The 11,307-nt window shown below is 37.1% G+C and carries 9 protein-coding genes and 3 pseudogenes; 8 read left to right on the top strand and 4 right to left on the bottom strand.

The features are described from left to right. The first annotated feature begins 982 nt into the window (after nt 1-982). Nucleotides 983-1,198 carry a hypothetical protein gene (locus F6K23_RS38815; protein WP_293166300.1) on the top strand — a complete coding sequence of 72 codons (216 nt, stop codon included), beginning with the start codon at nt 983-985 and terminating at the stop codon, nt 1,196-1,198. Nucleotides 1,199-2,420: 1,222 nt separating this feature from the next. On the opposite strand, the gene F6K23_RS38820 is transcribed toward F6K23_RS38815, so the two are convergent. Then, nucleotides 2,421-2,591 carry a hypothetical protein gene (locus F6K23_RS38820; RefSeq protein WP_293166302.1) on the bottom strand — a complete coding sequence of 57 codons (171 nt, stop codon included), beginning with the start codon at nt 2,589-2,591 and terminating at the stop codon, nt 2,421-2,423. A gap of 120 nt (nt 2,592-2,711) precedes the next feature. On the opposite strand from F6K23_RS38820, the gene F6K23_RS38825 reads away from it, so the two are divergent. Further along, nucleotides 2,712-2,975, top strand: a complete 264-nt coding sequence (locus tag F6K23_RS38825) for a hypothetical protein (RefSeq protein ID WP_293166304.1) — start codon at nt 2,712-2,714, stop codon at nt 2,973-2,975. 185 nt (nt 2,976-3,160) lie between these two features. After that, on the top strand, nt 3,161-3,712 hold the full coding sequence (locus tag F6K23_RS38830; protein ID WP_293166306.1) for a DUF2854 domain-containing protein: 552 nt from the start codon (nt 3,161-3,163) through the stop codon (nt 3,710-3,712). A gap of 601 nt (nt 3,713-4,313) precedes the next feature. Here F6K23_RS38830 and F6K23_RS38835 read toward each other — a convergent pair. Continuing rightward, nucleotides 4,314-4,547, bottom strand: a pseudogene (locus F6K23_RS38835) (IS4 family transposase); the annotation flags it as partial. Between F6K23_RS38835 and F6K23_RS38840 the strand changes: the two are divergent. Both F6K23_RS38840 and F6K23_RS38845 read left to right on the top strand, forming a co-directional pair. After that, entirely contained in the window at nt 4,475-4,795 is a 321-nt protein-coding gene (locus F6K23_RS38840) for a hypothetical protein (protein WP_293166308.1), read from the top strand. The pseudogene F6K23_RS38835 and the gene F6K23_RS38840 overlap by 73 nt on opposite strands. A 282-nt stretch (nt 4,796-5,077) precedes the next feature. After that, nucleotides 5,078-5,348 (top strand): annotated as a pseudogene (locus F6K23_RS38845) (IS701 family transposase); the annotation flags it as partial. A 169-nt stretch (nt 5,349-5,517) separates the two neighbouring features. On the opposite strand, the gene F6K23_RS38850 reads toward F6K23_RS38845, so the two are convergent. Beyond that, a complete protein-coding gene (locus tag F6K23_RS38850; protein ID WP_293166310.1) occupies nt 5,518-5,775 on the bottom strand; it encodes a chlororespiratory reduction protein 7 in 258 nt (85 codons plus the stop codon). A 342-nt stretch (nt 5,776-6,117) separates the two neighbouring features. Between F6K23_RS38850 and sir the strand changes: the two are divergent. Next, nucleotides 6,118-7,902: pseudogene (gene sir, locus F6K23_RS38855) on the top strand (sulfite reductase, ferredoxin dependent); the annotation flags it as partial. A 1,094-nt stretch (nt 7,903-8,996) separates the two neighbouring features. On the opposite strand, the gene F6K23_RS38860 reads toward sir, so the two are convergent. Then, nucleotides 8,997-9,173, bottom strand: coding sequence for a hypothetical protein (locus F6K23_RS38860; protein ID WP_293166312.1), 177 nt, complete (start codon nt 9,171-9,173; stop codon nt 8,997-8,999). A 333-nt stretch (nt 9,174-9,506) separates the two neighbouring features. Here F6K23_RS38860 and F6K23_RS38865 point away from each other — a divergent pair, with 333 nt between their 5' ends. Continuing rightward, nucleotides 9,507-9,719, top strand: a complete 213-nt coding sequence (locus tag F6K23_RS38865) for a hypothetical protein (RefSeq protein ID WP_293166314.1) — start codon at nt 9,507-9,509, stop codon at nt 9,717-9,719. 469 nt (nt 9,720-10,188) lie between these two features. Then, complete coding sequence (locus F6K23_RS38870) at nt 10,189-10,950, top strand: 16S rRNA (uracil(1498)-N(3))-methyltransferase (RefSeq protein ID WP_293166316.1); 762 nt, start codon at nt 10,189-10,191, stop codon at nt 10,948-10,950. Nucleotides 10,951-11,307 lie beyond the last annotated feature (357 nt).

Raw genomic sequence — 11,307 nt, forward strand, 5'->3', positions numbered from 1 at the left:
GTTAGACTACCGCCAAGGAAGCAGCACCCTGTGTTAGCGGCAGCTATGCGAAGCAAAGCGTCAACCCGCCGAGGAGCTACGGCTCAGTAGGAATCCCCGTGCCTTTAGGCCGGGGAGGATGTCAAAAGTATTCCCTAATGGTACTCTAAGTAGATAGGCACGAAAAATCCTAAGTATGTAATCAAAAGTCAAGTCCTTGAAAAAATTTTCCCTTCTACATTCTGAATCCTGCCCTCTGTTTGATCATAATCAGGACTTATACCAATTCCCATGCATTATTGCTATACTTGGGCAATACTTCAGTTGTCAACTAATCACCACAACCAAAATCACTTTGCATGCTAATTTTATCTCGCAAATGATGTTAATTATTCTGATGTTTACTTCTCCCTGTACGGACGCCCTTATGCAACGTCCCTACCCACTCCCCTACTTCCCCTCCTGGGAGGGGGAGGGGCGAGGGGTGGGTCTCCTGCTCAAAAAATGTAAAAATGTAGAAAAGTTTTTGAGAAATGGTATTACGCAAAGACTCTACATATAGTGAGGGCGGCATTCGGAGCTTTGCGGAACGCAAATACCATTCGCCCCTACAAATGGTGTTTTAAAAGTCAATTTGCGTAAGTCCTGATAATGATAAATTTTAATGCCGACCTACTTAACACGAATAAACTTGTTAGTATTTTGTTGAAAAAAATTTGATAAGTTGTTGAAAAATTATTTTAAATAAGTAGATGAGCATAAATAAACGTAATATTAGAGGGCGGATTTTTAGAACTCGATCGCGCTTAAGTCAAAGCTTTCGGTTAAACTCGCCCCTACAATTTTTTTAACGTTTAATTAGACCTACCTACTTATAACTATTAAATAAAATACAAAACTAATTTGTAGCTGCCATGACCACTAACATCAAATTTAAACCTTTAACTTTACTGTTAAAATACTATACAAATACTGATAAATTTACAAAACCAAAATAGCACTTATGGATAGCCAAGACCTTGCCAAATATATAGAAACAACTAACAGCATTTCTAAGCCTTGGCTATTGATACAACTTCGGATTCAAAAATTGAAAGAGCGTCGTGTAGAACTTTCTCCTGAAGAATATACTAGAAAATTAGCTGATATTCATCAAGATTTAATGAATTTAGGAGAGTGGTGGATTGGTATTGAAGATGAAGTTTTTGGTGTGAAATAATGAAAAATCATAAGCTATTTTGCATTTAAACCATATATTCAATTTCTGTCAAAGGGAACAAGGAATATAGAATCTAAATGATTCTTATGTATCTAGAGGGAGCGTGTCAGTCGGTGGAATTTCACCCTATTGAACTCAGATCGTTGACTATTGAGGCTATTTGATTTTTTATCATCACAGACATTGTTAGATTATGTCAATATTCGCCCAAATTTCTGGAGACTATATGACTATATTTGTGTTGAATGTTTATGATACCAATTTGATAAATATTTGCTACAAATAAATAGGTTATTTCTTAGGAGTAAACCCCTCCCAGGAGAGGGAGTCAGGAGTGAGGTAGGGGAGCTATAAGATTGGCGACGTACAGAATAAATAGCTTTGATACCATTTATCAGGTCGGAATTTATCTTTTTAGTTCAAGGGACATCTTTGATAAAGTAGGGGCAAATAGCCATTCGCCCCTACTGCCCAAATTAATTAGTAACATTATTTTTCCAAATTGGTATTATACCAGTTTGAAAAAATAATGCTATAAAAAGTAAATCTCGAACGGATATGCTTAAAAATAACTTCTCCAGTTAATTTTAGATGGTTATATCTATCGTTTTCCCTTTTTTTCAATATTTATTCCTTCTTCCTTCTTGCTTCTTCCTTATTTCGTAGGGACGTTGCATAAGGGCGTCCCTACTATTTGTAGCAAACATTGATCAATTTGGTATTAAACCCAAAAGAAAAGGATAAGAGTTTCCGACTTTTGATATGTTTTTTTGATTTTTTATAGATGATTTAGGATTGCTATATATCCGGTTTACAGAATAATTAATAATTAATAATTAATAATTAAATAATTAGCGCCTTGAAGCCTCCCCTTGGATAGGGGTCTCGGAGCCATATCCAATCGACCAAGAAAAGAAATAATATTTCCTTATATTCAATTCCGTAGCGGTTTTAACCAGAGGTAATTATCAATTATCAATTATCCATTATCCATTAATGAAATAGATTATTCATGCAGATAAGCAACAGCCGATCTGAAAAAAGTTATAACTCTAATTTAGTAAACCGGATTTTGTATTACATACTAACTTTCAAAGTGAACTATAAATCTGCTGCTGTATTTTCTAACCATACAAATCAGGCAAATTTAAACTATGTTTCTTAACTTCATTGTTTGTCAATCTATTTTTAACCAATGAATTGAAGAATACTAATTTTTCTCTCAATCTGGAAAGGTTCGTTTTAATTCATCAATTAAGTCATCAATCTCTTCTAGAGCTTGATTAATATCAATTCTGAGCGTACCTAAATCTGGTTTTTCTAGCAGTTTAACTAAAGATTCCCGCTTACTTTCAATATTAGCCAGTCTTACTTTGATTATCTGTGAGTCCATTTGAAATACCTGATATACTGTTGTTAATAGGATATTTTAGTTTAACTCAATAGTTAAATCTATAAATCTCAACAATCTCTGGTTATTGAAAATAATTATCATAGATACTAGATATTAAAAATGTCTAATTTAGATCCAGAAAAGGAAGCTAAGACAGTTGATAAAGCAATATTAAAGCAAATTGATTCCCTCAAAAAAGAGGATGAAAGATTGTACAATATTTTAGCAATAGATGTTTGGGCACTAGCAAAAACAATGGATGAATTTCAGCCTGGATTTTGGGCAGCTTTTATGAAAAATAGAGATAAAGCTTTGAAAAATTTCATGGCTTATACAGTTAAAAATAAACAAAAGAATGATCGTAGTCCACCTTTTCTTCATTAATATATACTGAAGATTATCTAGGGAAAGAAAGAAGTATAAAATAACTAAAATAATAGTTGACCTCGAACTCATAGTGAGGGTAAGATACATTTAGCAATACTAAAATTCTAGTTACAGAATTTATAAAAGCAAGAAACTGACTATCTATAATCTATAATATTATAATATTTTCTCTTTTTAAAAATATGCTACGTAAAACTTCATTAGCAACAGTAGGATTAATTGTCGGTGGAATTATTTCTGTGATTGGAACAGCAGCTTACTTTACCAATCATCCCACACTTAATTTAGCAGGATTCTTCTACGGAATCCCGTTGCTTCTGGGAGGACTTGCTCTCAAAGCGGCTGAACTTGAACCAGTAATTTTTACACAACCAACTACCGAAGAAATTGTAACTTTGAGAGAAAAACAAGCTACTCCTATCCAAAATCAACTACGTAAAGATGTGACTCGGTATAGATATGGCCAAAAAGTACATTTGGAAGAATCTCTTAATCTCTTGGGTTTAAGTCCCACAGATGAAGAAACACCAATACTTAAGGGATTAAGGGAAATAGATATTAATGATAATTATGCTTTAGTGCTGGAATTTTCTTCTCCGTCAATTCCGTTAGATACTTGGCTTCACAAACAAGATAAACTATCAAGTTTTTTTGGACCTAATATCAAAGCAGAGGTAAATCAACCTACAGAAGGAAAGATTGACTTAGTTCTGATAACTACTCCAGAAGTATAAAATTATCAGGTATTGGTACATATTGACTACTCCCCGCAGCTGTTGCCGAGGGGATTCTAAGTTGATACTACGCAACACCGATAAATCCTTGTTGCTTCGTTTTCTCATGATTCTGACCAAAGATATATTCTCTGGGGAAAAGTCAAAGTGCTCCTAAACAGTCAGCATAGCGTCTAAACCTAGCTTTCTGTTTACTTTTGTCTAAACATTTGTACATCCAGATAATAGCACAGGACAACTAAATTTGTCTAGTCTAAACGACTCGCTTGTTTTCATCCCCCGGTTAAAACCTATCCATTACCCACATCTTTCTTAACATAAGGTTTGACAAAAAAAAACATTTATGTATTGAGTAGCGATCGCCAAACTGACTTTCCGAAAATCGTCCAGCCATCTCTGCTTGCTGATAATTAGATTTTGAGGTAACATAAAATACAAAGCTTAGGGAAAATCAACTATTTTGCCAGGGCGATCGCCAAACTGATTCTCCGAAAATTGTCCAGCCTGCTGTGCTTGTCGATCAGAATGATTTTGAGGTAATATCAGCTATAAAGCTGGCTGAGTCTGAGGTTAGGCGATGAAAATTTCTTTGAACTCACGTTTAATTAACCACAAGAGACTGACAAGCAATCCAACCTTGAACAAGATCGTGCAATCGTGAGAGTCCACGCCAGAGAACTTTAACACCAGGAGAACCATCACCTTTTCGACCTAAAAATCCGCCCAATTGAGCGATCCAATTCACAACTTCAGCTAGAGTTGGTGGTGCGGAATGAGGATAAAGTTGGTGGTGTATGGTTGCATATAAAACCTGCCACTCTGATGGTTCTAAAAATAGAAACTAGAATAGATGAAGTCGCTAAAATCATACCAATAGAGGAATTTGAGCCAGTTATCTTAAGTGTAGAAAAACCAAAAACAGTTTGGGTAACCACATTTAAAGGTTCAATTTCACGCCTTCAAGGAGAAAGAACTTTTGCTATGGTAGGAGATGCTAGTTCTATAGAACAGGCAACAGAAATTGATTATTTTATTACTAATGTTGAGAGGTCAAAAGTGACATCCTATGGGGATAGTAAATAGCTACTCAAACAGAAACTGGATAGAGGTTTTTTACCGAATAATTAATAATTAATAATTAAATAATTCGCGCCTTGAAGCCTCCCCTTGGATAGGGAAAAAAAGCGGTCGAGGGATGGCGCCATTCGGAGCGGCTCTGATAAGAGCGGGTCTCGGAGCTGTCCGACCATCGACCAAGAAAAGAAATCATATCTCCTGATATTCAATTCCGTAGCGGTTAAAACCCGAGGTAATTATCAATTATCCATTATCCATTATCAATTAATGAACGAGAGGCAATCATGATGGTTGGGATTAAAAGATTATCTTGTAAGAGATAAATGGAGGGAGCGAACGCCATTTGATCGAGGGTATTTTGTGCCTATACTTTGATCCTGTGGCATAAGCTAACTGGAGGACGTGCATTGGCAATGGGGGAATAAACCTTTGAAGACATTTACTGATGCTGATCAAGCTTTTCCTACAGCTATGTATGCACCGTTTTTTTGACTGGTTGACTAATAATCGTGACGTATTTGCCTCTGACAAAAAGAGTTTTGGCTATATTTGGGCTTAAAAGTTGTATAAGTCCCACTAGCCGAGCACCCTTATTTTATTGTAAGTATAGCAGCCTTATTTTAAGAACCGCAACGTTATTGATTGGTTTTCGCGGACGACGCTCCTCTTCGGGAGAGCGCGGGTCTCCAACCAACGTTGAGATGAATAAACATCTTATTGGTAGGAACTTACTTTTCCAAACGCACCACATACCACTGTATAAAATTACCATTGGTTAATTCATATTCACAATAGGTATCTCTTAGTTGTTGAGCTTGAGCATCTAGGGAAGATAACTTTTGTAAATCTCGAGGTAAATCATGTTGTTGTTGAGCTAAAATATAGCGCAATTTTTCTAGTAGTTCTAAACCTGTCATAAACTGCTCAGGTTTATTTGATTCTAAGACGACATAGTTTTCTTCTTGGTACATAAGTGAATTAGGCATTTTTAGAACGAAAATATTTGAGTGTGACTAATACTGAAAATTCTATAATCAAGAAAAATCAAATACCGTATGTTTTCAAGGCGAAAAAAATATCAGTGAAACTACGAATCATTATAAGGTTGACAAAATACGGATATATGAGAGTATAATAAAGAACTAATGAGTTACTGGTGAATTAATGGTAAATTATTATAAATGCTAAGAATCAAAAGATTAGTAAAAATAAACATATAGTGAATTATCAATAAATAAAATTAAGCAAACCACATTCCTATTTATGAGATTAAAGGAATATTTAATACAGTAACTCTACTTAATATAGTAGCTATTAGCAACTTTAAAATGATAACTCCATCTCAAAATTTAGTACACAAAGAGCAAAAACCTTCTAAGGTAGAAGGCTTAAAAGAAAATAGCAACTTCTTGCGGGAACCCGTAGCAACTCAACTGCTAGAAGATACAACCCACTTTACTGAAGAAGCTATTCAAATACTCAAATTTCACGGTTCTTACCAACAAGATAACCGGGATAATAGAGTCAAAGGGCAAGAAAAAGATTATCAAATGATGCTTCGCACTAGAAGTCCAGGTGGCTTTATTCCGCCACAACTTTTTCTCACCTTAAATCGTTTATCTAATGAATATGGTAATGATACACTTCGTGTAACAACCAGGCAAGGTTTTCAGTTGCATGGCATCTTAAAGAAAAATCTGAAAACGGTTATATCATCTATTATAAAAAGTATGGGATCGACCCTAGGAGCTTGTGGGGATCTCAATAGAAATGTAATGTCTCCTCCAGCTCCATATAAAAACCGTCGCGAATATGAATATGCAAAAGAATATGCGAATAAAATAGCAGATTTATTAACACCACAGACAGGTGCATATTACGAGATTTGGCTAGACGGGGAAAAAGTAATTAGTGCAGAAGAACATCCTGAAGTAAAAGCTGCTAGACAATTTAATAGTAATGGCACAATATTCACCAATAGTGAAGAACCTATTTACGGTACTCACTATATGCCGAGAAAATTTAAGTGTGCTGTAACAGTACCAGGAGATAACTCCGTAGACCTATACACTCAAGATGTTAGCCTGGTTGTAATTACCAATGAAGTAGGAGAACTAGAAGGGTTTAATGTTTTAGCAGGAGGGGGTTTAGGTAGAACTCATCGAAAAGAAGAAACCTTCCCTTGTTTGGCCCAAGAGATTGGGTATGTGGCCAAGGAAGATATTTATGAATTAATCAAGTCTATCGTCGCAACTCAGAGAGATTATGGCGATCGCAGCAACCGTCGTCATGCCAGAATGAAATACTTACTCCATGACTGGGGATTAGAAAAATTTAAGGCCAAGTTAGAAGAATACTTTGGTAAATCCATTGCCCCTTTTAAACCTTTACCAGAATGGAAATATTTGGACTTTCTGGGATGGCATCAACAAGGAGATGGCAAGCTATTTTTAGGAATTTCTGTAGAAAATGGCCGTGTTAAAAATGAAGATTCATTTCAGCTAAAAACAGCACTGCGGAAAATTGTTGAGTTGTTTCAACTACCCATGTTGTTAACACCGAATCACAACATAATTCTCTATGAAATTGAACCACAGCAACAGCAAGCAATAGAACAAATTCTGGCTCAACATGGTGTCAGGAGTGAAAAAGAGATTGAACCCTTAGTACGCTATAGCATGGCCTGTCCAGCTTTGCCAACTTGTGGACTAGCAATTGTAGAATCAGAAAGGGCCTTACCTGGTATACTGGGACAAATTCGGTTATTGTTGGACAAGGTGGGACTAGAACAAGAGCATCCTGTGATTAGAATGACAGGATGTCCCAATGGTTGTGCTAGACCCTATATGGCCGAATTAGGATTTGTCGGTAGTGCTCCTGATGCTTATCAGATTTGGTTAGGGGGTTCACCCAATCAAACACGACTGGCAAAAACTTATGTTGACAAATTACATATCAATGATCTGGAAGCTGAGTTGGAATCGATATTTATCTATTTCAAACAACAACGCCAACCAGATGAGAGTTTCGGCGATTTCTGCAATCGTGTTGGTATTGAAACCATCCGTCAGTTCGTAACCAACTATCAATCTAGTTTCTCAATGAATACAGATATTAACAATTCAATGTTGACCTCAACCAACTCTGAAAATAATACTCCAGTAGTTACTAATGTTACTGAAACAACTCCAGAAACTAAACCTCAAGAAGAAGGGGTAACTACAAGTCAAGAAAATAATCAGGAAACGAATCTGATTAATAATCCAGTAAATTCACCCGCTAACGTTGAGAGTACTCCATCGGTAACTACATCAACAGTAAGTGAAACCCAGTCAGTAAATACTTCTGTATCTGGCGAAGTGGCAAATACTACTACAACACCATTTCCTGCTGTGGGTCAAGAAGCTAGTCAATCAACCCCTTCTAGTTTTGGTCAAGAGGTTAGTCAACCCACCCCTTCTAATTTTTCTCCAGAAGTTGTTCAACCCACCCCTTCTAGTTTTGGTCAAGAGGTTAGTCAACCCACCCCTTCTAATTTTTCTCCAGAAGTTGTTCAACCCACCCCTTCTAGTTTTGGTCAAGAGGTTAGTCAACCCACTCCTTCTAGTTTTGGTCAAGAGGTTAGTCAACCCACCCCTTCTAATTTCTCTCCAGAAGTTGTTCAACCCACCCCTTCTAGTTTTGGTCAAGAGGTTAGTCAGCCCACCCCTTCTAATTTTTCTCCAGAAGTTGGTCAAACAGCTCTTCCAGAGAAGCCAAAAGATACGAGTAAAATGCGACATCGGGTTAGTGTTAGAGATGAAATCTATACCAAGCTAAAAGAAGAGTCAAAGCGTCAGGGTAAACCAGTAGTTCAATTAGCAACTGAAGCAATTGCAGAATACCTGGAGAAAATCAGGAATAACGAAAGCTCACCTGCTGCTGATGAAACTAATTTTAAGCAAGAATAGTGAATAGATTTTTCACTCCAATAAATTGAAAGGTTGTGGGAGATAAGGGGTAGCAATTGTCCTCTAATTCAAAATTCGAGACAGCTCAAAAACCCCTCCCACCCGAACAGTTTTTCAGTATTTCTGGGCTGAAAATTATGATGTGGCAGTGAATCTGAAATTTCAATTTCAAGGGACTGTAATAAATTTACTACCCAGTCACATAATACCAAGAATGATAAATGTTTGCTACAAATGACTAACCTCTTTATTAGGAGTCAGGTAGGGGAGCTGTCGGATTGGCGACGTACAGAATGAATTGCTTCAATACCAGTTTTTAGCTCGGAAATTCTCTTTTTCTCTTGGTGCGCGTTTCCTCTCTTGGTCGGCATTCCCTCTCTTGGTCGGCGTTCCCTTGCTACTGGCGTCGTCGCGGGGTCGCACCGCTTTGTCAAAGGGACATTTCCTGCACTTGTCTTTTAATCATACTTACGGACATGATATGACAATGGTTTGAGATTACAGTAGTTTTGGAGTCTTGGAGGTACAAAATTTTATTGCCGTAGGGAACAGGGAACAGAAAATTATAGATCCCAAATGGGTTCTATTTAGGGTTTGCGTATGGAAAGTCTGTTGGTAGGGGTAGGAGACAGGAGATAGGAGACAGGATACAACCCACCCCTCGCCCTTCCCCCTCCCAGGAGGGGAGGAATGGAAATTATAGAGGAGGTAGTCGTAAAAATTGTCCCAAGATTGTTCTGCCATAATCATCCCAAAATACTAGCTTTATGCAGCTCTTTAGACCGAAAAGCTTGCACTTTTTAAAGGCAAAAAAAGGCAGCAAACCAATATCAGTCAATGCTTTGATATTTAATCAGCAAACCCTATTTAAAAATATAGAGGGAGTGTGGGGAGTGTGGGGAGATGGGAAAATGGGAAAATGGGAAAATGGTGAAGAAGGAGGCAAATTTCCACCTTTTTTCCCTATTCTATTTCTCTAACTCCTGACTCCTTTACCAAAAACCCCTACCTTTGCAAAGATACCAAATGGCTTCTATAAGAATAGTCTTACAACTATACCTCGACTATCCTCACAAGTGCTGTAACGATCGCCAGAAGTCTAATAGACATCTCCAATAATCAAAAATCAAATTAATTATTGTACATAAATCATTAATTATTTCCGCCTACTCCCTATTCCCTACTCCCTCTTTTGGAGGAGATGTCTAATTTCAATAATGAATAATGAATAATGAATAATTAATAATGAATAATTAATAATTACCTCTCCATGAATTGAAGAGGATTGACAAAGAGATGAAAATTTTTCTTCACAGGAGTCGATTGGATATGGCTCCGAGACCTCGCCATCCCCCGACCGCTTATTATCCCCTTAAAAGGGGAGGCGCATACCCACAATTTTTCGGTAAAAAATAACCAAGTTTGAACGATTAAATTTTTTTCTATAATATGGCTAATTTGCAAAGATTAGCGATCGCCCCCCACCAAATTGAGGGACAGAAAGTACATCTAAATCTTGAGCAACAGCATTACTTAAGTCGAGTGTTGCGACTAGGGGAAGGAGACCAATTCATTGTAATGGATGGTCAAGGTAATTCTTGGTTAGCCAAACTTGAAGCAGAAGAAACCTCTAAAAAAAGTACAGTCAATGCAATTTTAGAGAAAGAAATTTTTATTCAAAATGAACTACCAATAGACCTGATTCTAATTTCTGCCTTACCCAAAGGAAATAATTTTGATCAAATTGTTAGGCAAAGTACAGAATTAGGAGTTACTCATATTTTGCCAGTTATAAGTTCTAGAACTTTACTAAAACCTAGTCCGCAAAAGTTGCAAAGGTGGCAAAAAATTGCCTGTGAAGCAGCTGAACAATCAGAGCGTCAAGTAGTTCCAATAATCAGAGAAACTATGGAATATTCGGCAGCTTTATCATTATTCGATGGTCAAACTTTATCTAATTATGACAAATATACATGTGTCGCTCGTAATGACTACCCTTCTTTACTGGAAAATTTATTAGATAATCAACTACCAGAATCAATAGTAATAATGACAGGTCCGGAAGGAGGTTGGACTAATGTGGAAATAGAAGCAGCGATCGCTACAGGTTTTCAAGCAGTTTCTCTAGGTAAACGTATCCTCAGAGCAGTTACAGCTCCTTTAGTTGCATTGTCTCTAGTTGCTGCTGTATTAGAGAAAAGAAAAGTATAAAAGCCTGATGGAATATGAGTCAGCGGTATGTACTTTTAGCTACTGAAGTCAGGAAGACTGCCTCAGAAGTCAGGAGATTCAGGACTGACAATAGGGGAAAAAGCGGATGCGACCCCGCAACGACGACAGTTCCCTTGCGGAACGCACACCAAGCAGGTAGAAAAATGGGTAGTGCGTCAAGGAAATGTGGGAAGTGTGGGGAGGGTGGGAAGTAGAAGGAATAACTTTACCTGTATCTTTTTGTGCAAGTCTGCCACTGATCATAGCTTTTATGGTCTGATCTCAAATCCGGTTAAACAGTTATAGATTGGTTAACTCAACCATGAGACAGTCCTCACTCCTCAGGAGGAGAAAGAA

This window comes from Okeania sp. SIO2C9 (genome assembly GCF_010672455.1).
Classification (GTDB): domain Bacteria; phylum Cyanobacteriota; class Cyanobacteriia; order Cyanobacteriales; family Microcoleaceae; genus Okeania.

Excerpts from the sequence above, each read along its gene's own strand:
- F6K23_RS38815 (WP_293166300.1), top strand. The coding sequence starts at position 983 with ATGGATAGCCAAGACCTTGCCAAATATATAGAAACAACTAACAGCATT.
- F6K23_RS38820 (WP_293166302.1), bottom strand. The coding sequence starts at position 2,591 with ATGGACTCACAGATAATCAAAGTAAGACTGGCTAATATTGAAAGTAAG.
- F6K23_RS38825 (WP_293166304.1), top strand. The coding sequence starts at position 2,712 with ATGTCTAATTTAGATCCAGAAAAGGAAGCTAAGACAGTTGATAAAGCA.
- F6K23_RS38830 (WP_293166306.1), top strand. The coding sequence starts at position 3,161 with ATGCTACGTAAAACTTCATTAGCAACAGTAGGATTAATTGTCGGTGGA.
- F6K23_RS38850 (WP_293166310.1), bottom strand. The coding sequence starts at position 5,775 with ATGCCTAATTCACTTATGTACCAAGAAGAAAACTATGTCGTCTTAGAA.
- F6K23_RS38865 (WP_293166314.1), top strand. The coding sequence starts at position 9,507 with ATGCAGCTCTTTAGACCGAAAAGCTTGCACTTTTTAAAGGCAAAAAAA.
- F6K23_RS38870 (WP_293166316.1), top strand. The coding sequence starts at position 10,189 with ATGGCTAATTTGCAAAGATTAGCGATCGCCCCCCACCAAATTGAGGGA.